The 22,198-nt window shown below is 64.5% G+C and carries 23 protein-coding genes and 1 tRNA gene; 6 read left to right on the top strand and 18 right to left on the bottom strand.

The features are described from left to right. Positions 1–172 precede the first annotated feature (172 nt). The 8 genes from BRA1253DRAFT_RS16550 to BRA1253DRAFT_RS16515 form a co-directional block, all read right to left on the bottom strand. On the bottom strand, positions 173–1,558 hold the full coding sequence (locus BRA1253DRAFT_RS16550; protein WP_007596161.1) for a sigma-54-dependent Fis family transcriptional regulator: 1,386 nt from the start codon (positions 1,556–1,558) through the stop codon (positions 173–175). Positions 1,559–1,602: 44 nt separating this feature from the next. Then, complete coding sequence (gene fliN / locus BRA1253DRAFT_RS16545) at positions 1,603–1,953, bottom strand: flagellar motor switch protein FliN (protein WP_007596160.1); 351 nt, start codon at positions 1,951–1,953, stop codon at positions 1,603–1,605. A 3-nt stretch (positions 1,954–1,956) separates the two neighbouring features. Then, positions 1,957–2,577 (bottom strand): FliH/SctL family protein, encoded by a 621-nt coding sequence (locus BRA1253DRAFT_RS16540; protein ID WP_007596159.1) that lies wholly within the window; start codon positions 2,575–2,577, stop codon positions 1,957–1,959. Beyond that, positions 2,577–3,668, bottom strand: coding sequence for a flagellar motor switch protein FliG (gene fliG, locus BRA1253DRAFT_RS16535; protein WP_007596158.1), 1,092 nt, complete (start codon positions 3,666–3,668; stop codon positions 2,577–2,579). Before fliG ends, BRA1253DRAFT_RS16540 begins: the two co-directional genes overlap by 1 nt. Positions 3,669–3,685: 17 nt before the next feature. After that, positions 3,686–5,293 (bottom strand): flagellar basal-body MS-ring/collar protein FliF, encoded by a 1,608-nt coding sequence (fliF, locus tag BRA1253DRAFT_RS16530; protein ID WP_007596157.1) that lies wholly within the window; start codon positions 5,291–5,293, stop codon positions 3,686–3,688. A 192-nt stretch (positions 5,294–5,485) separates the two neighbouring features. Further along, a complete protein-coding gene (locus BRA1253DRAFT_RS16525) occupies positions 5,486–5,761 on the bottom strand; it encodes a DUF1153 domain-containing protein (RefSeq protein ID WP_002714638.1) in 276 nt (91 codons plus the stop codon). Between the two features lie 358 nt (positions 5,762–6,119). Continuing rightward, complete coding sequence (locus tag BRA1253DRAFT_RS16520; RefSeq protein ID WP_007596155.1) at positions 6,120–6,827, bottom strand: flagellar hook assembly protein FlgD; 708 nt, start codon at positions 6,825–6,827, stop codon at positions 6,120–6,122. Positions 6,828–6,840: 13 nt separating this feature from the next. Next, positions 6,841–8,607 (bottom strand): flagellar hook-length control protein FliK, encoded by a 1,767-nt coding sequence (locus BRA1253DRAFT_RS16515; RefSeq protein ID WP_007596154.1) that lies wholly within the window; start codon positions 8,605–8,607, stop codon positions 6,841–6,843. Between the two features lie 212 nt (positions 8,608–8,819). Between BRA1253DRAFT_RS16515 and mnmA the strand changes: the two genes are divergently transcribed. The 5 genes from mnmA (at position 8,820) to BRA1253DRAFT_RS16490 (ending at position 12,138) form a co-directional block, all read left to right on the top strand. Beyond that, positions 8,820–10,001 (top strand): tRNA 2-thiouridine(34) synthase MnmA, encoded by a 1,182-nt coding sequence (gene mnmA / locus BRA1253DRAFT_RS16510; RefSeq protein ID WP_007596153.1) that lies wholly within the window; start codon positions 8,820–8,822, stop codon positions 9,999–10,001. A gap of 20 nt (positions 10,002–10,021) precedes the next feature. Then, on the top strand, positions 10,022–10,660 hold the full coding sequence (locus BRA1253DRAFT_RS16505; protein WP_007596152.1) for a class I SAM-dependent methyltransferase: 639 nt from the start codon (positions 10,022–10,024) through the stop codon (positions 10,658–10,660). 46 nt (positions 10,661–10,706) lie between these two features. Beyond that, positions 10,707–11,063: a hypothetical protein gene (locus BRA1253DRAFT_RS16500; RefSeq protein ID WP_007596151.1), complete on the top strand. Its 357-nt coding sequence runs from the start codon at positions 10,707–10,709 to the stop codon at positions 11,061–11,063. A gap of 312 nt (positions 11,064–11,375) precedes the next feature. After that, positions 11,376–11,452 (top strand) — tRNA-Met (locus BRA1253DRAFT_RS16495). Positions 11,453–11,673: 221 nt separating this feature from the next. Then, positions 11,674–12,138: a metallophosphoesterase family protein gene (locus BRA1253DRAFT_RS16490; RefSeq protein WP_007596150.1), complete on the top strand. Its 465-nt coding sequence runs from the start codon at positions 11,674–11,676 to the stop codon at positions 12,136–12,138. 20 nt (positions 12,139–12,158) lie between these two features. Here the strand turns inward: BRA1253DRAFT_RS16490 and BRA1253DRAFT_RS41590 are convergent, their stop codons facing one another. Beyond that, entirely contained in the window at positions 12,159–12,347 is a 189-nt protein-coding gene (locus tag BRA1253DRAFT_RS41590; RefSeq protein WP_007596149.1) for a hypothetical protein, read from the bottom strand. After that, on the bottom strand, positions 12,325–12,684 hold the full coding sequence (locus BRA1253DRAFT_RS16485; RefSeq protein ID WP_157158602.1) for a hypothetical protein: 360 nt from the start codon (positions 12,682–12,684) through the stop codon (positions 12,325–12,327). Before BRA1253DRAFT_RS16485 ends, BRA1253DRAFT_RS41590 begins: the two co-directional genes overlap by 23 nt. A 137-nt stretch (positions 12,685–12,821) precedes the next feature. Here BRA1253DRAFT_RS16485 and BRA1253DRAFT_RS16480 point away from each other — a divergent pair, with 137 nt between their 5' ends. Beyond that, positions 12,822–13,082, top strand: a complete 261-nt coding sequence (locus BRA1253DRAFT_RS16480; RefSeq protein WP_007596147.1) for a hypothetical protein — start codon at positions 12,822–12,824, stop codon at positions 13,080–13,082. A 23-nt stretch (positions 13,083–13,105) separates the two neighbouring features. On the opposite strand, the gene BRA1253DRAFT_RS16475 is transcribed toward BRA1253DRAFT_RS16480, so the two are convergent. The 8 genes from BRA1253DRAFT_RS16475 to BRA1253DRAFT_RS16440 are packed head-to-tail and all read right to left on the bottom strand — an operon-like array spanning position 13,106 to position 22,077. Further along, on the bottom strand, positions 13,106–14,173 hold the full coding sequence (locus BRA1253DRAFT_RS16475) for a UDP-glucuronic acid decarboxylase family protein (protein ID WP_007596146.1): 1,068 nt from the start codon (positions 14,171–14,173) through the stop codon (positions 13,106–13,108). Positions 14,174–14,184: 11 nt separating this feature from the next. Next, complete coding sequence (locus BRA1253DRAFT_RS16470; RefSeq protein WP_007596145.1) at positions 14,185–15,309, bottom strand: glycosyltransferase; 1,125 nt, start codon at positions 15,307–15,309, stop codon at positions 14,185–14,187. Further along, complete coding sequence (locus BRA1253DRAFT_RS16465) at positions 15,306–16,394, bottom strand: glycosyltransferase (RefSeq protein ID WP_007596144.1); 1,089 nt, start codon at positions 16,392–16,394, stop codon at positions 15,306–15,308. The genes BRA1253DRAFT_RS16470 and BRA1253DRAFT_RS16465 overlap by 4 nt, the downstream gene beginning before the upstream one ends. Further along, positions 16,391–17,521 carry a glycosyltransferase gene (locus BRA1253DRAFT_RS16460; protein ID WP_007596143.1) on the bottom strand — a complete coding sequence of 377 codons (1,131 nt, stop codon included), beginning with the start codon at positions 17,519–17,521 and terminating at the stop codon, positions 16,391–16,393. Before BRA1253DRAFT_RS16460 ends, BRA1253DRAFT_RS16465 begins: the two co-directional genes overlap by 4 nt. Beyond that, on the bottom strand, positions 17,518–18,621 hold the full coding sequence (locus BRA1253DRAFT_RS16455; RefSeq protein ID WP_007596142.1) for a glycosyltransferase family 4 protein: 1,104 nt from the start codon (positions 18,619–18,621) through the stop codon (positions 17,518–17,520). Before BRA1253DRAFT_RS16455 ends, BRA1253DRAFT_RS16460 begins: the two co-directional genes overlap by 4 nt. Continuing rightward, positions 18,618–19,904 carry a TIGR04295 family B12-binding domain-containing radical SAM protein gene (locus BRA1253DRAFT_RS16450; protein ID WP_007596141.1) on the bottom strand — a complete coding sequence of 429 codons (1,287 nt, stop codon included), beginning with the start codon at positions 19,902–19,904 and terminating at the stop codon, positions 18,618–18,620. The genes BRA1253DRAFT_RS16455 and BRA1253DRAFT_RS16450 overlap by 4 nt, the downstream gene beginning before the upstream one ends. Continuing rightward, positions 19,901–20,965 carry a GDP-mannose 4,6-dehydratase gene (locus tag BRA1253DRAFT_RS16445; protein WP_007596140.1) on the bottom strand — a complete coding sequence of 355 codons (1,065 nt, stop codon included), beginning with the start codon at positions 20,963–20,965 and terminating at the stop codon, positions 19,901–19,903. Before BRA1253DRAFT_RS16445 ends, BRA1253DRAFT_RS16450 begins: the two co-directional genes overlap by 4 nt. Further along, positions 20,965–22,077 (bottom strand): NAD-dependent epimerase/dehydratase family protein, encoded by a 1,113-nt coding sequence (locus BRA1253DRAFT_RS16440; RefSeq protein WP_007596139.1) that lies wholly within the window; start codon positions 22,075–22,077, stop codon positions 20,965–20,967. Before BRA1253DRAFT_RS16440 ends, BRA1253DRAFT_RS16445 begins: the two co-directional genes overlap by 1 nt. Positions 22,078–22,198: the final 121 nt, after the last annotated feature.

Genomic DNA, 22,198 nt, shown 5'->3' with positions numbered 1-22,198 from the left:
AGGGTGGTAGGAGTACCGAACGACGAATCTTCGCCAAACTCCCCCTTGGGGCATTGGGTCCTGGCTTTCGCCAGGACGACATTGAGAGTCTGGAGGCTGTCTGCACTTCACCAACAAAAATGCCCGAGGACCAGCCCCGGGCATTCGCAGTCTCAATGTTCGGCAGGAGCGCCTACGCTCCCACCATCGGCATGCGCGGATATTCACCCGGGGTGCCGGCTGGCGTGATCGGAATGCCGCCGTCGGAATATTCGTTGAGCTTGTTGCGCAAGGTGCGGATCGAGATGCCCAGGATGTTGGCGGCATGGGTCCGGTTGCCGAGGCAGTGCTTCAGCGTCTCCAGGATCAGGTCGCGCTCGACGTCAGCGACGGTGCGGCCGACCAGTGCCCGCGTCACCTGCTCGGCGGCCATGGTGGCATGCGCCACGGCCGGTGCGGTCTTGGCGAGGTCGAGGCGGTCGCCGTCGGGCGTGAGGATCGCATCGGCACCGATCTCGTCGCCCTGCGCCATCAGGACCGAACGGTGCATGGTGTTTTCGAGTTCGCGGACGTTGCCCTGCCAGCGGTTGGTGGAGAGCACGCGCCGCGCTTCCGCCGAGATCGGGCGCATCGGCACGCCGTTGGCTTCGGCGTATTTCTTCACGAAGTGCTGGGCGAGCTCGAGAATGTCGAGGGGACGCTCGCGCAGCGGCGGGATCTTCAAATTCACGACGTTGAGCCGGAACAAGAGGTCCTCGCGGAACGTGCCTTCGCGCACGGCCTCGACCAGGTTGCGGTTCGAGGTCGCGATGATGCGGATGTCCACCGGGACGGGCTTGGTGCCGCCGACACGGTCGATCACGCGCTCCTGGATGGCGCGGAGCAGTTTCGATTGCAGGCGGACGTCCATCTCCGAGATTTCGTCGAGCAGCAGCGTGCCGCCGGTTGCCTCCTCGAACTTGCCGATACGACGGGCGATCGCGCCGGTAAAGGCGCCCTTCTCGTGGCCGAATAGCTCGGACTCCAGCAGATGCTCGGGGATCGCGGCGCAGTTGATCGAGATGAACGGGCGCTTGGCACGGGCCGAGCGGGTGTGGACGTATCGAGCCAGCACTTCCTTGCCTGTCCCGGATTCGCCGGTGATCATCACCGAAGCGTCCGAGCCTGCGATCTGCTGGGCGAGCTTGATCACCTTGGCCATCGCCTCGTCGCGATAGACCAGCTCGCGGGAATCGTTGGCGACGGCAGCCAGCACCGCTGCGATCAGCTCCGGGTCCGGCGGCAGCGGGATGTATTCCTTGGCGCCGGCATGGATCGCGGCGACCGCGGCGCGGGCGTCGTTGGTGATGCCGCAGGCGACGATCGGCGCGTGGATGTGTTCGGCCTCGAGCCGCATCACGAGGTCGCGGATGTCGAGGGCGACGTCGACCAGCAGCAGGTCGGCGCCCTTGCCGCTGCGCAGCACGCGCATCGCCTGTTCGTTATCCTCGGCGTGGGTCACGGTGGCGCCGTTCGCCATCGCGATCTTGGTGGCGGTGGTGAGCTGGCCCTTCAATGTGCCAACGATGAGAAGCCGCATGTCAGTCTCCTGTCCGTCTGGTCGCGCTGCCGCGCGTCGTCGCTTTAGGCGCGTTCAGTCTTGATGATTTCAGTCATGGTCACGCCGAGCTTGTCCTCCACCAGGACGACTTCGCCGCGGGCGACCAGCTTGTTGTTGACGTAGATGTCGATGGCTTCGCCGACGCGCCGGTCGAGCTCGAGCACGGTCCCGGGTCCGAGCTTCAACAGCTCGCTGACGTCCATCTTGGAGCGGCCGAGCACGGCCGAGACCTGCACCGGCACGTCGAACACGGCCTCGAGGTCGGCGGCGGCGCGCGTCGCATATTCGTCCTCGTTGTAGCCGACGTCGGTGCCGGTAGGCGGCATCGGGCCGTTGAGATCGGGCAGCGGGACCTGTCCGTCAGTGTCGCTCATGGTTTAACTCCCCCTGCGGGACGCAACGTAGCGCCCCACCATTTCGTCGATCTTGGCCGCGATGGCGGCGCGCTCCAGCACGACGCCGCCATCGGCCCATTCGATCCGGCAGTCGCCGGTGGCAATCTCGGGCTCGGCCAGAATCACCAGCCGGCCTTCGAAGCCGTTCTGCCTGGCCAGCCGCTCGATGTTCTCGCGCGCGGCATCGTAGAGCGCGTCGTTGATGCGAACGACGAGATGCGGCGTCGCGACCAGATGCGAGAAGCAGTCCTTGACCAGCGCGACGATCTCGCCGAGCGGCTCGCCGGCGACCAGATCGGCGCACAGCTTGCGCGCCACCGCGACCGCGACGTCGACCGCTTCCGTCTCCATCTTGGATTCGATGTTGCCGATGCCCGAAGCGATGCCCCGGATGGCGATGTTGATCTCTTCCATGGCGAGCGCGACGCGGCGGTCGCTCTCGGCCTTGGCCTCGCGCTGGCCGGCGGCGAAGCCGTCCTGATAGGCGCGCGCCTCGGCTTCCGCGACCTTCTGGGCGATCTCGGCCGCGGTTGCGGCCTTCTCGCGCGTCCGGTCGGGCGCGGCGAAGTCGTTGTCGAACAGGAATTTTGCCGGAGCGGCCATCAATACACCAGCTCGTCGTCGGCGCGGTTCTTGGTCAGCATGATCTCGCCCTTGGCGGCGAGATCCTTGGCCAGGTTGACCAGCAGCGCTTGGGCCTCGTCGACGTCGCGCAGGCGGACCGGGCCCATCGCCGCCATGTCGTCCTGGAGCATTTTGGCCGCACGCGAGGACATGTTGCCGAAGAAGAAGTTGCGGACGTCCTCGTTGGCGCTCTTGAGCGCGACGCCGAGCTTGTCCTTGTCGACGTTGCGCATCAGGGTCTGGGCGGAGCCGGAATCCAGCTTCACAAGGTCGTCGAAGGTGAACATCAGCGCCTTGATGCGCTCGGCCGATTCGCGGTTGTCCTCTTCCAGCGAGGTGATGAAGCGGGTTTCGGTCTGGCGATCGAAATTGTTGAAGATTTCCGCCATCACCTCGTGGGCGTCGCGTCGGCGGGTCTGGGACAGATTGGACATGAATTCGGTCCGCAGCGTCTTCTCCACGCTCTCGATCACCTCCTTCTGCACCGCCTCCATCTTCAGCATGCGGTTGACGACGTCGAGCGCCAGATCCTCGGGGAAGATGCCGAGCACGCGGGCGGCGTGTTCCGGCTTCAGCTTCGACAGCACGACCGCAATGGTCTGCGGATATTCGTTCTTGAGATAGTTGGCGAGCACCTCTTCCTGCACGTTGGAGAGCTTCTCCCACATGTTGCGGCCGGCGGGGCCGCGGATTTCGTCCATGATGCCGTTGACGCGCTCGGGCGCCAAATATTGCTGGAGCAGCCGCTCGGTGGCGTCGAAATTGCCCATCAGGGCGCCGGAGGCCGACATCCGCGAGACGAATTCGAGCAGCATGTCCTCCACGGTGTCGACCTCGACGGTGCCGAGCGTCGACATTTCCAGCGAGAGCTGGCGCACCTCGTCGTCGTCGAGCAAGCCCCAGATCTTGCCGCCATATTGCTCGCCAAGCGCCAGCATCAGGATCGCGGCGCGCTTCGGTCCCGCCACCGCGTCGACCTTCGCGCCTCCGCGGCTGCCGGCACGCTGACCGAGCGTGGAGATCACGCTGGTGATGTCGTTGGAATTGGCGTTTTGCAGGGCGGCGGCCATGTCAGATCACTTCTCGATTATTTCGCGGGTTCGGTCAGCCATTGGCGGATGATGGCGACCGTCTCGTTGGGATTGCGCTCGGCGAGTTCGCCGACGCGATGGACGGATTGGGCATGGACCTGGCCCTGGACGGTGGCGACGTCGATCGCGCTCGCAGCGCCGCTCGGCAGGAGCGGCTGGCTGGCGGGCGCGGCCTCGTCGCTCGCCGGACCGGTGAGGACGCCGGAGATGGCGGCTGCGACTTCGTCCGATGCCAGGATGCGCTTGACCAGCGGCCGGATGACCAGGAACAGCACGACCAAACCGAGCAGCATCATCACGCCGAGCTCGACGAAGTACATGACGTCGTCCTTGGTGAACTGGAGCATGCCGAGCAAGCCGCTCGGCTCCGCGATCGGAGTGGTGGAGGGGGCGTCGGCAAAGCGCAGATTGACGACCTCGACCTGGTCGCCGCGCTTCTGGTCGAAGCCGATCGCCGATCGCACCAGCGTGGCGATGCGGTCGAGCTGCTCCTTGGTACGGTCCTGGTAGGCCAGATCGCCCTTCTCGTTCTTGGAGTAGATGCCGTCGACCAGCACCGCGACCGAGATGCGGTTGACCCGGCCGGCTTCGGTCACCTCGGTCTTGGTGGTGCGGGAGATCTCGTAATTGTTGGTCTCTTCGCTCTTCTTGCTCTGGTCCTTGGCCGCAACGCCGCCGTTCTGCTGGTTGCCCGGCAACTCGTTGTTGACGGTGACCTGGCCGTTGTTGTCGGCGGTCATGCTCTGCTCTTCGCGGGTCTGGCTCGAGCGCAGCACGCGGCCTTCGGGGTCGTACTTGTCCGAGGTCTGGGTGATCTTGTTGAAGTCGAAATCGGCGGAGAGCTGGACCCGGGCGCGCCCGGTCCCCACCACGGAGGAGACGATGTCCTCGACCTGCTTACGCATCCGCTTCTCGAAGGCGGTGCGGCGCTCGTCGCCCATCGCCTGCTCCGGATCGGTCTGGGCGCCGTCGGCGAGCAGCTGCCCGGTCTCGTCGACGATCGAGACCCGCTGCGGCTTCAGCCCGTTCACGGCAGAGGCGACGAGGTGGCGGATGGCGCGGATCTGCTGGGCTTCCAGCGCGCCGCGGACCCGCACCACGATCGAGGCCGATGGCTCCGGCGCCTCGCGCGAGAACAGCGGGCGCTCGGGCAGCACCAAATGGACGCGGGCGGCCTGGATGCGGTCGATGGCCCGGATGGTGCGGGCTAGCTCGCCTTCCAGCGCGCGGAGATGGTTGATGTTCTGGACGAAAGAAGTGGTGCCGAGCGCATCCGACTTGTCGAACACCTCGTAGCCGACGCCGCCGCCCTTGGGCAGGCCGCCCTCGGCGAGCTTCATCCGCAGCCGGGTGACCTTGTCCTTGGGCACCATGATGATGGTGCCCTCGTTGCGCAGCTCGAACTGGATGCCCTGGCGCTCCAGGTCCTTGATGATGCCCGAGGAGTCCTCGACGCTGAGGTCGGTGAACAGCGTCGTCATCTGCGGCGTGGTGACGCGCATGATGACGAACGCAAAGAAGCCGACGAGCGCGGCGGTGACCGCGATCATCGCCCCGAACCGGGCGGCTCCGATACCCTTCAGAAAGTCCGCAAGACCTTGCAAGCAACCGCCCCGACAGATTCGGCTGCTTTCACAGGAAAGGCCGACTGGGCAATTATTGCCTAGGTGATGGTTTCGATATGGTTAACGAAGGTTAAGAGCTGCGACAAAAGTAGCGCCAAAACGAAACATGAAAAAAATCGGCCTCGCAAGGCGAGGCCGATTTTCGTCAAAAGCCGCAGATTTCCGGATTGCCTACTGGCGATATTGTTGGATACGGGTGGTGCGAAGTCCCGCCAGACCATGCTGGTCGATCGAAAACTGCCAGGAGAGGAATTCGTCAACCGTCAGGGTATAACGGCTGCAGGCCTCCTCAAGGGAGAGAAGACCGCCACGGACTGCGGCGACGACCTCGGCCTTGCGGCGGATGACCCAGCGTTTGGTGCCGGGTGCAGGCAGATCCGCAATCGTCAACGGACTACCGTCCGGCCCGATGACGTATTTTACCCTCGGGCGATGGGGTTCTGTCATGGCGTACTCACAAACTCTCAACCACTGAACTCACTCAGGAACCCTACGCCCGCCGACTTAAAAATCCGCTAAGCCTAAGGCTTCAATACAATTCTCGTTGAAAATGGCTGGAACGCAGCCGTCTCGACCGGCGGGACGGTGCGTCCGGGCGGGCCGAGGGGGTGTTCGTAAATACTTTACTAACGAAAGAGGCCTGCGGGGGTGTCGCACGGCCCTCAACGTCGTCCTGGCGAACGCCAGGACCCATTACCCCAGCGCGAAGTTTGGCGAAGACTCGGAGTTACTTCCTCGCGCCAAAACGACTTTCGGTGGCGATGGGTCCTGGCTTTCGCCAGGACGACACAGCGGCATTCCGCCTTTAATTGCTGGCCGTCGCGATGATGCTCTTGACCTGGCTCATCGTGTAGCTGGCGCCATCGATGGTCAGCAGCGGCGGCGACTGGGTCAGGTCCACGGATGACACCGTGCCCTGCACCTGCGCGGCGATGCCGACATTGTTGTTGGCGACGTCCTTGCCCGTGGCCGAGATCGTGTACTTGCCGTCGGGCCATTGCGTGCCGTCATTGCCCATTCCGTTCCAGGTGAACGGAACGTCGGTGCCCGCGCCGGCGGTGTATTTGCCGGTGAACACGGTCTGGCCGCTGGCATTGGCGACGGTGATGTCGACGGTGGCGTCGCTGGGCACGTTGAGATGCCAGGTTGCCGACGAGTTGGTCATACTTGCGGTCGTGCCGTCGACCAGGGCGGTCTTGCCGACGAAGCCGAGCGCCTGGGTCGCCTGCGTGGTCTGTTGCAGGGTGACGAGCTGGGACAGCGAGTCGTTGGTCTTGAGCTGCTGCTCGACGCCGGCGAACTGCACCAGCTGCTGTGTGAACTGGTTGGTGTCCAGCGGATCGAGCGGATTCTGATTCTGCAGCTGCGTCGTCAGCAGCGTCAGGAAGGTCTGGAAGTTGCCGGCCAGCGTCGCGCCGGTGCTCGAGCCCAGGCTTGGGTTAGACGAGGATTTCGGCAGGTCGGTCGTGCCGGAGACGACGGACGGGGCGGTGGCGGCATTCGTGGTAGTCATGATCGAATACTCCTCACACTCTGATATCGACGCCGCTGCTCGATCCGAGCATGCGGCCGTAGCTGCGCCCGACCGGGGCTGCGGGAACTGCGTCGTCGTCGCTGACGATCAGCCGGCGGGCATTGCCGCCATTGTCGTTGTTCTGGCCGGAGTTCTGCCCCGACGAGTTCTGGTCGCGCAGGCTGAAGGACAGTCCGTTGCTGCCGGTTTTAAGGCCGGCATCGTCGAGCGCGCGCTGCAATTGCGGCGCGTCCTGCCGCAGCATCTGCAGCGTCTCCGGCTTCTCGACGGTGAGATGCGAGGTGACCTGGCCGTTGCGGTCGACATTGATGCGGACGTCGATGCGGCCGAGGTCGAGCGGATCGAGGCTGATGTCGAACCGGGTCTTGCCCGCGCGCGCAGCGGCGGCAATTTCGATCGGCACGCCGCTGATCGGAATGGCCGTATTGGTGGCCGCGGTCGCCGTGAGCGTCGCGGTCGAAGCGGTCGCGGCCGAAGTCGTATTGGTCAGCGACGCCTGCACGGCCGAGGCCGCCTGCGCGCTGGTGTCGGTGGTGGGGACAGCGACCTGCGTGCCGGCATGGGCATGATTGGTTGTCGTCGCCGGTGCCACATCGGCGGTGCGGTCGGAAGTCCCAGCCTTGGCGTCGGCCGCGTTCGCATCGATGGACGGCTTGTCCGGTTGCGGATGCGCCGTGGTGGCGGACGCTGCTGTCGCCGAGGTCTGCGCGGCGTTCGCCTTGCCGGTGTCCTGGCCGATATTGGAGACGTCGCTCGCGCCCTGCGCGATCGCTGCGGCCTTGAACGAGGTTTTTGGCGTGCCCTGGTCGACCGCGGCGATCAGGCCGCCATTGGTCTTGGCATCGGTCGCGATCGAATCGGTCGTCCCGGTCGCGGCATCGGCCAGCGTCGCCGAAGTGTCGGCATCGACCTTGGCACTTGCGGTCTTGGCGCTCTTGTCGCCCGGCGTCGCGGTATCGGTCTTGGGGCCGGCGATCTGCGCCGCGATGGACGCGCTGGCGGCGATGCCGGCGGCGGCAATCGTCAGCGGCGAGGAGGCGGAGCCGGCGGCCTGGTTCGTAGCCGCGTTCGGATCGGCCGGCACGGCCACGACGAGTGCGTTTGGATCGGGCACAGCGGCGGCCTGCGTCGCGTCAATCTGCGCGGCTGCGACGGCGTCAACGGCGGCAAGGCTGCCGTCGGCCTTGTCCCCCTTGGTCTCGTCGGACTTGTCGGCCGATTTGGCGTCGGACGCCTCCGGCTTGTCCTTGGTCTTGCTATCAGCCTTGGCCGCATCAGCCGTCGTATCGTTCTTGGCGTCGCTCTTGGCGTCGTTCTTGATGTCGTTTTTGGCGGACGCGGAATTGTCACTGTCGTCGCTGGCCTTGCTCTGCGAGGGCTTGTCGGTCGCCGAGCGATCGCGCGGGCTCCTGTCCGAGGCGGAGGAGGATGAATCGGTCCGGCGCGGGGAGTCCTGCGCGGAGGACGCCGCGCTGTCGCTGATCGCCTGGGTGTTGCTGTCCACCAGCGAGCCGAACGAGTCGTTGGCGGAGTTCTCTTTCGGCGCTTGCGACCGGGCAGGCTTTTGCTGCGCGCTCGGGACTTGCACGCTTGCCACGACATCTGACGTACGACCGACCACAGGCAACCCCTTGGAAACATCTTCGCCATGAGAGGGAGCAAGGAGCGGGCCATCCTCGCGCTGAGTAACTTTATTTAATGAAATCAATGGTTTGATGATTTGGCGTCCCCGCCTCAGGGCCTCTCGAAGGCCCACCATTTCTGCCTCCCCGGCAAGAATTGCCGTAAACCTTGCGGGGTCCGTGATTGCTTCACCGGAAGGCCGCCTATATTAAAGAGACAGCTCTCAACCGCTTTCGACCGGGCAGGCCGTGCCTTTCGGGAACTCTCAGTTCCCGGGGGATCGCCGATGTCCCGCTGGAAGCACCCAGCGGATCGCCCAACGCCGCCGTCCACAACGCTTTAAGGCCCATGCTCAACAGTCTGGATCTCGAAGGCCGTCCTGAGGATACCAGGGTCGTCGTTGCCATGTCGGGCGGCGTCGATTCATCGACGACGGCTGCGCTTTTGAAGGCGGAAGGCTACGACGTCGTCGGCATCACGCTGCAGCTCTACGACCATGGTGCGGCGACCCATCGCAAGGGCGCCTGCTGCGCCGGCCAGGACATCCACGACGCCCGCGACGTCGCGGCCAAGCTCGGCATTCCCCATTACGTGCTCGATTATGAGGACCGCTTTCGCGAATCCGTCATCGATAATTTCGCCGACAGCTACGCGCTCGGCGAGACGCCGGTGCCGTGCATCGAGTGCAACCGCTCGGTCAAGTTTCGCGACCTTTTGAAGACCGCGCGCGAGTTGGGCGCCACCGCGCTCGCCACCGGCCATTACGTCGCCTCGCGCCGCCGCGCCGACGGCTCGCGCGCGCTGGTGTGTGCCGCCGACGCCGATCGCGACCAGAGCTACTTCCTGTTCGCGACCACGCAGGAGCAGCTCGATTATCTGCGCTTTCCGCTCGGCGACATGACTAAGCCCGAGACGCGCGAGTTGGCGCGGCGCTTCGGTCTAGCCGTCGCCGACAAGCACGACAGCCAGGACATCTGCTTCGTGCCCACCGGCCGCTACACGGATATCATCACCCGCCTGCGGCCGAACGCGATGGACCCCGGCGACATCGTCGATCTCGACGGCCGCGTGCTCGGCCGTCACAACGGCATCGCCAATTTCACCATCGGCCAGCGCCGCGGCCTCGGCATCGCAGCCGCCGCACCGCTGTTCGTGGTGCGGCTGGAGGCCGCCAACCGCCGCGTCGTCGTCGGCCCGCGCGAGGCGCTGAAGATGCATCGCATCAGCTTGCGCGACGTCAACTGGATTGGCGATGGCGACATCGACTGCGCCATCGGCAATGGACTCGAAATGTTCGTGCGCGTGCGCTCGACCCGCGCGCCCCAGCCGGCGTGGCTGCGCGGCGCAAACGGCCATTACGAGGTCGAGCTCGTCGCCGGCGAAGAGGGCGTTTCGCCGGGCCAGGCCTGCGTGTTCTACGACGCACCTGGCGGCCAGGCCCGCGTGCTCGGCGGCGGCTTCATTCAAAGCGCCGCCGCGAAGGCCGCAAGCAGCACGACGAGGCCGCTCGCAGAAGCGGTCCGCGGCTAAAAAAATATATAGGGCAGGGCATGGCAGCAGACATCTCGCGGGCCGGGGTCGAGAAGGCCTATGGCCGCTGGGCGCCGGTCTACGATCTCGTGTTCGGCAAGGTGTTCGACGCCGGCCGGCAGTCGACCATCGCCGAGGCCGACCGCATCGGCGGCCGTATCCTCGACGTCGGCGTCGGCACCGGGCTTTCGCTGTCGGATTATGCGCGCACCACAAAAATCTGCGGGGTCGACATCTCCGAGCCGATGCTTCGCAAGGCGCAATCGCGCGTGCGTGCGCTGCGCCTGAGCAATGTCGAGGTGCTCTCGGTGATGGACGCGAAGAATCTCGCCTTCCCTGGAAACTTCTTCGACGCGGTGGTCGCGCAATACGTCATCACCGCCGTGCCGGATCCGGAGGGCACGCTCGACGAGTTCGTGCGCGTCTTGAAGCCCGGCGGCGAGCTGATCCTGGTCAATCACATCGGCGCCGAAAAGGGTTTGCGCAAACTCTCCGAACTCGCGTTTGCGCCCTTGGCTCGCCGTCTCGGCTGGCGCCCGGAGTTTCCGTGGGCCCGCCTGGTCGTCTGGGCCGCAAAGCACGGCGGCGTTACGCTGGCGGAGCGCCGCCCGATGCCGCCGATGGGGCACTTTTCGTTGATCCGCTACCTCAAATCGTAATGTTCGGGGGTGGGAACAGGGCGCGCGCCCCGCGCGTTTCCCTCCCATGCGCACCACATCGAACATCATTCTGGCCAGCCTCCTGATCGCCGCCTCCGGCAGCGCGATCGCGCAGGCCCCGCCCGCCCCGGCGACGCCGCCGCAACAAACCGCGCCGCCATCCCCACAGCATGCGACGAATTGTACGCCGCAGGACCGCCCGAACCGCTCAGCCGACGGCACCACCACCGGCCAGTCACGGGAACCGCTCGGCGACAAGCTGGCCAAATCGGACGGCGTGCTCTGCCCGCCCTCCGGCGTCGATCCCGAGATGCACGCCCCGGCGCCTAGCACGAACGGCGCCATGCCCGTGATCCCGCCCCCCGGCAGCCCCGGCGGGGATCCGACAGTAAGGCCGAAATAGCTTGTCGCGCCGAAGCCTTGGCGTAGGCGGAGCCTGTTCCGCATCCCCAATCTCGTCGTCATGCCCCCGGGCTCGTCCCGGGCATCCACGTTCTCGGCGGCAGCGAAGACGTCCGTGGATGGCCGGGACAAGCCCGGCCATGACGGTGCGGCCGGAAATTAAGCTCAAAACAAGCCAATTCGTCTCCACCCGCGGCCATGTCCGCCGAAGCTTTCGCTAAGCGGAAGCGAAGGCGGATTGACAGCCCGCCGCCCCCTTCCTTATATGCCGCGCGTTCGCGAGATCGGCCTTGTCAGGCCCTCGCGACCCTGTGGCGGGGTAGCTCAGCTGGTTAGAGCACGGGAATCATAATCCTGGGGTCGGGGGTTCGAGTCCCTCTCCCGCTACCAAATTCCGCGATTTTGCATCCCTAATTACTATCTCCTGCGATTTTGTACTCCTGACCCGTAGCGGTCGGAGCCCCGCTTGCGGGACTGCGTTGTCCGAGAAAAAGCCTCGCGGAGCGTCCCGAACTCAGGAATCGTCATTTTTCCATCCCGGTCACGAACCAGGAGGGTGAGGAGATCGGGAAAGTGCCAATGGATGTCCTGCACTGAAATCCCGGCCTGACATGTTGACGAGAATCGGAGTGATCTCGGATACGCACGGCCTTCTCCGGCCGGAGGCCGAGCGCTGTCTTGCGGGAGTGTCGCATATCCTCCACGCCGGTGATATCGGCGCGCCGGAGGTTCTGGAGCGGCTTTGCCGAATAGCACCCGTCACCGCCATCAGGGGAAACGTCGACGTCGGCAGCTGGGCGAGGCGCTATCCCGAAACCGAAACGGTGCACCTCGGCGCTCGTTGCTTCTATCTTCTGCACGATCTCAAGACGCTGGCCATCGACCCTGCGGCAACCGGTGTGAACGTGGTGATAGCAGGACATTCGCATCGGGTGCAGGTCAACACGATCAACGGAGTGCTTTTCCTGAATCCCGGGAGCGCCGGTCCGAGGCGCTTCAAGCTGCCGATCACGCTGGCAACGCTCGATCTGGATGAGGGCGACCTGCGGCCCACCATCCATGAGCTCGACGCGTGAACGAGGTACGTGCGTCGCAGCTAGTGGGTATTCGATTTTTGCCACCGCTCCAGATCAATCGGGGGACGCTTTGGGTCGATCTGCTCCTTCTCGGGATTCCCCTGCCAAGGCTGGTCCGTCTGCCGGTGGGTTGGCAAATCGGTCTGCTGTCGCGGATCGTCGACCGGGGTTTCTCTCGGATCGTTTTCAGGTTCTTTTGCTTTCGGCATAAGCTGTCCTCTCTACAATCCGTCGATGCGGCGGCACGCGATCAGCGTACTGGCGCGGCACGGAAGTACCGATCATCATCTCGAAATTCGGGCGATCCATCGCGGGGTCATGCGCTGATGAGAGGATGGAGCGGAGCTGTTCGCGCTGCTGATCGTTGAGGCAGCCGGCTCCTGTGGAGGGGCGGCCCAGATAGTCCGTTGCCCCGAACATCTGCGGGACGGCGAACCAGACGATGAAACCCACAAACAGGACCGCGGCCACTCCCGATCCCGCCATCATCAGCTTCCGGGTGCCGTCCTTCTCCGTTTCACGCGATAGATCCTTGACCATGAACAAAAAGCCGTCGGTAGGAACTGCGGGGTCAACACGGGCAGGAATCGTTCGTTCCTACGGGCATGTATCGGCCGCCGAGGCTGCCTGCGCTATCATATGGGCTTGCAGGACCGAAACCCTCTCATCCGCGTTTTGCTGTCATGACGCACATCATCTTTAGCGACTACCGCAATCCTGCTGCCGAACAGGCCTATGAGATCGCATGGGACTTTCTCGCCCGTAGTGGAGCGATCCACGATGAATTCGATGCGTGCGTATTTCTAGCCCAACGCATCACCATGATGGTCCAGGAAGGCCAGGAAAATCGGATCCGGATGGCGAACCGCGCGATCTCCGAATACCAGTACCATCTCGAGAACCTCTGCAAGTCGGTCCGCGGCGCGGCTGCTTCACGGGCTTGAGGGCTCGCGAGGAGTTCCGCTGATCACTGCCGATCGGCGATCGTCAGCTTGCCGCGTGCCCCGGTACGTCCGCTCCTGCGCGGTGCAATGGCCGGAACGAGTGCCGGCGCTTCCCCGGCCATGCGCATGGCGAAATAGGCGATCGTCGCCTTGAGACCGTCTTTGAGCGCCACGCGCGGGCGCCATCCCAGCGCTCGAACGGCTGTGTCGATCACCGGTTTGCGGCGCTTTGGATCGTCCTTGGGCAACTCCTCGAACCGGAGCGGGGAAATTGATTCCGTGTACGCCAGCACGTCGCGCGCAATGGCCTCGATGGTGACCTCGTGGGGATTTCCCAGATTGCACGGACCGGTAATCGAAGACGAACTCTCCATGAGCAGCTGGAGGCCGTGCACGAGATCGTCGACGAAGCAGAAGCTCCTGGTCTGCGTACCACCTCCATAGATCGTGATCGGCTCTCCGCGAAGTGCCTGCACGATGAAGTTGGAGACCACGCGTCCGTCATTCTCCAGCATCCGGGGTCCGTACGTGTTGAAGATGCGCGCGACCTTGATTTCGACCCCGTACATGCGATGGTAATCGAACATCAGCGTTTCCGCGGCCCGCTTGCCCTCGTCGTAGCAGGCCCGGGGCCCGATCGGATTGACGTTGCCGAGATAGGTTTCCGGCTGGGGATGGACCTCCGGATCGCCGTAGACCTCGCTGGTTGATGCCTGCAGCACCCGCGCGCCTTTCCGCTGCGCGAGCTCCAGCATGTTGATGGTGCCGAGCACGCACGTCTTCATCGTGCCGACCGGATCCTTCTGATAGTGACGGGGCGACGCCGGGCAGGCGAGGCTGTAGATCCGGTCGATGTCGCCGTCGATCTCGACGGGATCGCGCACGTCATGTTCGATGAAGCGAAAATTCGGATGATTGAGCAGCGGCCGGATGTTGTCGATCCTTCCCGTAAACAGGTTGTCGAGACAGATCACGGTGTGGCCGCGCTGCAGAAGCGAGTCGCAGAGGTGGGATCCGATGAAGCCGGCGCCGCCGGCCACCAGAACGGTGGGGGAGCGGCGGGACGCGTTGATGCGGGTCTGAAGTGTCATGGTGGTGCCTTTCAGATTTGAGCGACCTGCATGGGACGCGAGGCGGGAAGTTGCGGGGCTTTCCGACGGCGACGGACCGATGCCTCGGCGTAGTAGGTCTCCACTTGCCGGGCGCGATGGTCGGAGGTGTGGTCGGCCAGAACGCGCCGCCGTGCGTTTTCCGCGATCGTGCGCCTCCGCTCCTCGGGCATGTCGCGCAGGATCTCCACGACGTCGCGGGGGCTCGATGCGAGCAGGATTTCCCGGAAAGGCTCGAAGACGGTCTCGATTCCAGGCCACCGGTCCGAGATGACGGGCGTGCCGCACGCGGCCGCTTCGAACAGCCGAACGCTGGGCGAGAAGCCGAGCGCGCGCATGTCGGCGCGGGTGGCGTTTAGCGTAAAGCGTTGCTCTGCGTAAAAGCCCGGATGATGTCTCGGCGTGAGGTGCTCGATCCGGGCGACATTGGCGGGCCAGACCACCTCATCGGGATATTGCGCGCCGGCGACGACGAATTGCTCGCGTGACAGAGTGCGAGCGGGGGCGAGCAGCAACTGCTCCAGAACCGGTTGCCGGTCCTCGCTATAGGTTCCGAGATAGCCTAATGCCCACTTCTTCTCCACGCGTTGTGGCGCGTAGATGTCGGTGTCGGCACTGCAATACAGCACCCGCGCCAGCGGACTGCCATAGTTCTCCTCAATCATGCCGGGCACCGGGCCGCCGGCAAAGGACAAATAAAGGTCGAAGCGCGGGATCATCGCCGCGGAAAGATAGTCCAGGCCCTGCTCGAGCTTGGCAAGCGTGACCGGCGTGTCGATGTCGTAGAAGGCGGTAATCCCCCGGGCGTGGGTCGTGATCCATTCGGAGATCGCGATGCCGTCGGGCACGTAGGAGCCAATGACCACCAGATCGGCATCGCGGATTATCTTGCCGAAACGCTGCGGGATGTCCTTCAAGGATTGATAAAGCTCGACGGTCCAAGCGGAAGGCTTGGCAAGATCACGATGCTCGCGATACCAGGGGACGTCGCGTTCGAGAAACGTGACGTGGTGACCTCGTCGTGCCAGGGCTTCGATCAGGGCGCGGTAGGTCGTGGCATGACCGTTGCCCCAGGACGAAGTAACCGAAAGACCGACGACGACGATGGTGAGGTTCATTCTGCTGCCTCGATTCGCGAACTGCTTGCGGCAAAGAGATCGTTGAACTGGCGCGCGCGCTGCCGGTAGGTGTGATGGCTCAGAATGCGCGCACGAGCGCGCGCTGCGATCGCCTGAGCCCGGTCGAGGCGCAGTGCGGCAAGATGCTCTGCGACCTCGGTCCCGCTCGCGGCCACCAGCACCTCGCGATCTGGTTCGAGAAAATGATCGATGCCGTCCCACTGGTCGGTGATCAGGCAGGCTCCGGCACCGATGGCTTCGAACACGCGCGTTGGCGGCGAGAAGCCGTAGCGGGCCATGCTATCGCGATTGACGTTCAGCGTAGCCAGAGCGGAGCCGAAAAACGCGTTGTGGTCGCCGGTCCCGACATGCCCGACCTTGTGCAGATTGGCTGGCGTGTCTTTCGAGTCCCACCCCGATCCACCGAGCACGAATGTCTTGTCCGGCAATCGGCAGGCGACATCGATAAAGAACCGCTCGACGCGCTGCTCGCGATCAGGGAGGCGGTTTGCCAGCAAGCTCAGATCGCAGGTGAAGTGCGCATTGGGCGGCGCCGGAAAGTGCGTGGCGGGGTCGAGCGCATTGTAGATCGGCACGCAGTCTCGCGCGCCGATGCCGCGATAAGCGGATACGACAGCATCGCCGCCGCCATAGGTCAAAACCATGTCGTAGGACCGGATCGCATGGCGCAGATGATGGTCTGGATTGTCCGCCACCGATTCCAGCGTCGCGGGGGCATCGACGTCCCAGTAGATGCGCATCGCATTCGACGGAATTTCAGCGACCGCGTTCTCCAGCTCCCGATCGAAGACGCCGACGCCGCTGGCCTTGACCAGCATGTCGGCCGAGCGGGCCGCTTCCTCAAGCGAGCTTCGCCAGCCGTCGGGCGTCGCGGCGTAGACCACCACCTTCGCCCAGTCCGGATCGTCGATGTCGCGATGGGCCTGGCGCTCGAAGGCATCGGGCTCGAAGAATGTGACGTCGTGGCCGAGGGCCACAATCTCCTTCAGCATGCCGCGGTAATAGGTGGCAGCACCGTTCCAGTAGGATGAGACGAGGCTGGACCCGAAGAAGCAGATCTTCATGCGGAGGCTCCGATGTATCGCAGGGGCTTTTTGGAGTGGCCTGTGACCCGGAGGTCCTGCACGATGCCGACAAGCTGCTCCGCCCGGTGACGGCAGGTGTGACGTTCCTTGATTGTCCGGAGTCCGGTCTCCACGGTGGAGGACCATAACTCCCGGTCATCGAGCAGCGCACGAAGCGCCCGCTTCATTTCGGTGCCGTCGGAGGCGCCGAGATAGGCACCTTCCGGGAACAGGCCTTCCGCATCCGACCAGGGGGCCGAGACCAGTGGAATGCCGCAGGCCATCGCCTCGAAGACGCGAATGGTTGGAATGCCCGGAAGCAAGCGGACATAGGGGCCGCGGGGAACGTGGACAGTCGCGCGTGCGCCGGCGAAAGCGATGGGAGCCCAGTGTGCGGGCAGCCAGCCGCCATACCGAATGCCTGCCGCCTGAATGGTGTCGAGCGCCCCGTCCGAATAGCGGACGCCATAGACCCCCGCGCGCAGCTTCAGCTCGGCCACGGGTTCGACCAGAAATTCGTTGAGCTCGGTGCTGCGTTCGCCGTCGCCCCAATTTCCGATCCAGACGACATCGTCGGTGCGCTCGACATGCGGCAGCGGATGGTACAGGGCGATGTCGGCCGCCTCGTGCCAGGTGAAGGCCCGGTCCGCCCAGCCGAGCTTCAGATAGATTTGACGAAGGACCTCGCCGAAGGCGAGCACACCGTCGAAGCCGTCGAGGTCGAACTGCGCAAGTTCGTCCGGTGCGCTAACGGCGCGATGATGGGTGTCGTGGAACAGCAGCGTGAACGGAGCGCCGTGAGCCCGTCTCGATCCGATGTCTGCGATTAGATCAGGCGAATTCCATTCGTGGACGACGACGAGATCGGCGCCGTGCAAGGCTTCATCGAGATTAAGGGAGGCATCGTAGCGGCGGAGGCCGATGCCGGGAAATAGCGTTGGAATATCCTCCATCGTTTGACTGCCACCCTCGCGGATCGCATTCAATCGGCTCCAGCCGTCGATCGGCTCGAACACGACGACCTCATGGCCGAGCGCGTGAAGTTCGCGGGCATAACCACGCAGGAAATGGGCATTGCCGTTGTTCCAGCAGGAGGTGAACGCGTGGTAGAACAGAACGCATTTCATGCGCGTACCTCCATGGGGGCGGGCGCGTGATGGACGGCAAGCAGCTCCTGGTAGAGGCTGAGATAGGCGCTCGTGGTCCGGGTCAGCGAGTAGGTCAGGGAATGCTCAAAGGCGGCACGTTGCAGCCGCACCCGCTCGCGATCGTCGGTGCACAGACCTGCGAGTGCTCGATGCAGCGCCTTGCTGTCGGTGGGATCGACGAACAGCGCGGCCTCGCTCCACAATTCCCTGAAAGTGGGAATGTCGGACAGGATGAGAGCGCATCCCGCCGCAGCGGCTTCCAGAACGGAGAGGCCGAACGGCTCATAGAGCGCAGGGCTGGCGAAGATGGCGGCGTGCTGCAAGTACGCGCGCATGGCTTCGTGAGACAACTGCCCGAGCCAGGTGACGGAAGCCGAAGGGCACTCGTCCGCCGGCCCGGCGACCTGAACGGGCCAGTCCAGCCCAGGCGCTGCAGCCGCCAGGACTTCGATGTTCTTGGCGCGGTCCCAGAGCCGGCCCGCCGCAAAGATCATGTCTTGCTTCCGTCCCGCGGGATCCTGAGGGGAAATTCCATTCCAGATCACGTTGCCGCGCGAGCGAGGCCGATAGATTTCCGCAACGTCATCGTGGAAGGACTGGCTGGGACAAACCCAGGCTTGTGCCGTGTCGAGTGCGGCCGTCACCCGTTCGGTGTAGCGGCGCCACTTCGGTTCGCCGAGCCAGCCCGTATCGCGGCAGGCGAGCCCCCAGGAGTTGACGCAGGAATGCGCGACGACCACCACAGGAGCGCGCCAGGCGAAGGTCGCCTCGCGAAAACTGTTGAGGTGAACGACGTCGGGCCCGATTCCGACTTCGAGCTTCGCAAGGACGTGTCTGGCCTGGGACAGATCTTGTCCTTCCGGGTCCTGCCATTCGAGTGCAAGGTCCGTTTCGATCAGGCGGACCCGCGAGCCACGCAGCATTGCAAGCTGGCCGGCCTGCGCGCGGGGGCCCATCGTCACCAGGGTGACGTCGGCGCCCTTCGCAGCAAGGGACGAAGCAAGAGAGGACGAGTAGGTCCAGACGCCCCCGACGGTATCGGTCGTCATCAGGATCCTGAGCTGCGAGCTGCGGCTCATGATGCCACCTGCAGTTCGAGAGTCTCGAGCGGGACCGGGCGATCGTTCTGCACGTCGCTGAACTGGTCGAACATCGCAAGATAATGCCGGTGTGCGCGCTCCCAGGCGAAATCGTCGGGCTCGCCCCACAGCTTCCGATAATCCGGCGAGCCCGGATAGGGATACAGCGGGACCGGATCGTTGGCCCAGATGCCGGCATCCTGCATGGTGCGGCGCCAGCGCTGCACGATGGGGTCATCGTCCTCGGGGACTTCGATCAAATTGGCCTGCACGAAAGGAACGTGACGGCGCGCTTCGACCAGGCGTTCGGCCAGCTGGTCGGTCGTCATCTTGCAGTTCTTGGCGAGCGCGGCGCGGCCCTCGACGGTCAGGCTCTCGATGCCGGCTTCAATCGAGACGCAGCCGGCGCGGCCGAGCAGCGCCAGCATATCCGGCCTCCAGAGGTCGATGCGGGTCTGTACCCCGAACTTCAGCCCGCGTGTCGTCAGCCCTTCCAGCAGTTCCGCGTTCGGTAGGAAAATCTCGTCGATGAAATAGACATACTCGATGCCCTGATGACGCAGGCCGTCGATCTCTTCGAGAACAATGGAGGGAGGCCGCTTGCGGTAGGCGTTGCGGAAGTTCTCCTTGGCGCAGAACGTGCAGTTGTACGGACATCCCCTGGATGATTCGACTTCGGCGCCTGGCGCCTGCGGCTCGGCTTCGAAGCGATGATGGTGATGATGGTGCCGCCGGATCATCTCCTCCGGCCAGTCAAGCGGCGGCTGATCCTTGAACGCGACCGCCTGCGGCCCCTCATTGACGCGTAGCGATGCGCCATCGGCGAAGCACAGGCCCGGAAAGTCCCGCTCGCCATTGGCGAGACGCAGCAAGGACGCCTCGCACTCGCCCATCACGACGATGTCGGTGCCGAGCTTTCGAAGCGCGGTCCTTGGCACAGTCGAGCCATGCGGGCCCACCGCGATGAGGATCGGAGCCAAATCGCGCACCGCCATCGCGAGCTCCTGCGGAACGCGGAGCTCGGGAGGGGCACAGCGCCAGAACAGATAGGTCGGTGCCGTCGTGATGACGATCTGGTCGGGGCCGAACGCGCGCAGCTCGGCTTCGATATCGGCGAGGGAAAGATCGAACATGTGGGCGTCGAGCAGCAGCGTCTTGTGCCCGGCCGCCTTCAGGTAATGCTCGGAGATCCCGAGTTCGAGCGGAAGGTGAGGGGATCGGCAGCCGAAATAGATGCTGCCGCCAAAATCCCAGTTTGGATTGATGAGGGCAACACGCGTCATGCCAGCGCCTCGCGGTTGCCTTGTGACGATCCGAACCGGCCGTCCAGCCAGGTGTGAAGGGATCGGAGGCCGTCTGCGAACGAAACCTGAGGCGCCCAGCCGAGCGCGCTGGAGAGCGCGCGCGTGTCGGTGACGTACCAGGGCTGATCCCCCGGCCTCCAATCAGCAAAGCGATAGGCCACCTTGCGGCCGGTCAGATCGGTGATGCGGTCGATCAATTCCAGCAGACTGATTGCGTTGGCCGGACCGCCGCCGAGATTGAAGACGCTTCCACGGGCGAGCGCGATGCCATCGAGCACGGCGAGCCAGGCCGAGGCCGCGTCGGAGACGTGAAGCGCATCGCGGACCTGATGGCCGTCGCCATAGATCGTCAGCTCCTTGCTGCGGATGGCGCTCAGCAGGAAATGCGCGATCCAGCCCTGATCCTCGGTGCCGAATTGACGGGGCCCATAGATGCAGCTCATCCGCATCACCACGGTCTGGAGGCCGTAGACCCGCGCATAGTCGTGAACGTATTGATCCGCCGTTCCCTTGGAGCATCCATAGGGGCTGTAGAAGTCGAGCGGCGCATTTTCCGAGATGCCGGCGGCCAGCAGGCCGCTTGTCGGCGTGTAGCGGCGACCGGTGAGCGCGATGTCGCCATCGTCGATCAGGCGTCCGTAGACCTTGTTGGTTGAGGCGAACACGATCGGCGCGGCGTTGTTGTGGAGGCGCACGGCTTCGAGCACGTTCAATGTGCCCCGCGCGTTGATCTCGAAATCGGCGGCCGGATCGCTCACGCTGTCGGTGACGGCGACCTGGGCGGCCAAGTGCAGCACGGCGCGGGCTTCGCGTACGGCGTCGATCACCGGGATCGGCTCGCGAATATCGGCCACGGTGATTGTGACCCGGTCGCCATGCCGAGACTTCAGCCACTGCGCATTCTCCCGCACGCCGGCGCGGGCGAGGTTGTCCAGGATCAGCACCGGCTCGCCACGCTCCGCGAGGCGATCGGCGAGGTTGCAGCCGATAAACCCGCAGCCGCCGGTGATCAGGACGGGTCTGTTGTCTCGTTCACTCATCACGCGACCAATCCTCGTTGCTGCAGCTCCTTGGTGGCTCGCTCGGCCTGATCGTCAGCGATCTGGTCGGCGAGATATTCCGCCAGCTCTTCGAGCCCGGCCCTGAATACGACGCGAGGCTCGAAGCCGAGCACGTCGCGGGATTTTCCCATGTCGGCGAAGCAGTGCCGGATATCTCCGGCGCGATATTTCCGCGTCAGCTCGGGCGCAATGTCGCGGCGCCCCATGACTTCGGCCAGATCCTCCGCGACCGACAGAATGGTGCGACTCTGGCCGGAGCCGACGTTGAAGACGTCCTGCGCGTGCTCCGCCTCCAGCGCCAACCGGCAGGCGCGGGCAACGTCATGGACATGGACGAAATCGCGGCGCTGCCGGCCGTCCTCGAAGACGAGGGGAGGGCGGCCGTTGAGCAGCCGGGCGGCAAAGATGGCCAGCACGCCGGTATACGGATTGGACAGGGCCTGACGCGGCCCGAACGCATTGAAGAAGCGTAGCGCCACGGTCGGGATGCCATAAGCCTTGCCCGTGATCAGGCACATGCGCTCCTGCGCATATTTGTTGAGCGCATAGATCGAGCTCAGCGAAGGCTGCTTTGTCTCCGGCGTAGGGACAGGATCGAGCGGGTTACCGGCTGCATCGCGCAGCTCCCAATCGCCGCGGCGAAGCTGCTCGACCGCCCGCTCCTCGCAGGCGACCACGCTCTGATCGGCGCTCCGGTAAAGGCCCTCGCCGTAGATGCTCATGGACGAGGCCACCACGAGCCGCGCGACCGGGCGCTTGGACAGTGTCTGCAACAGCACGGCGGTACCGAGCTCGTTGGTTCTGACGTAGGGTTCGATGTCGTACATGCTCTGGCCGACGCCGACTGCTGATGCGAGATGCAGGACCATGTCGGTGCCGCGCAACGCATGATCGACCGCGAGAGCGTCGGTGACGTCACCGACGACGAGCTCCGCGTCTTTGGCAAGATACGCGGGACGCTGGCGGTTGCCTCCGTGGACCTGCGGCGAGAGGTTGTCGAGCAGGCGGACTTCATAGCCGGCCGCCAGCAGCGCGTCGGCTGCATGCGATCCGATGAATCCCGCACCTCCAGTGATCAATACTCGCGTCATTCACCGCTCCGTGCCGCCGTGAGATCGATCCTGCGGGATCAATCCGTGATGAGAATGAAAGCGCGCTGCTGTTCTGGTCGGGCGACCGGCGCGCCAGTCACATTTGGAATAAGAAGCGATG

The organism is Bradyrhizobium sp. WSM1253 (genome assembly GCF_000244935.1).
GTDB lineage: Bacteria > Pseudomonadota > Alphaproteobacteria > Rhizobiales > Xanthobacteraceae > Bradyrhizobium > Bradyrhizobium canariense.
This window is presented reverse-complemented; position numbering and strand designations above follow the sequence as displayed.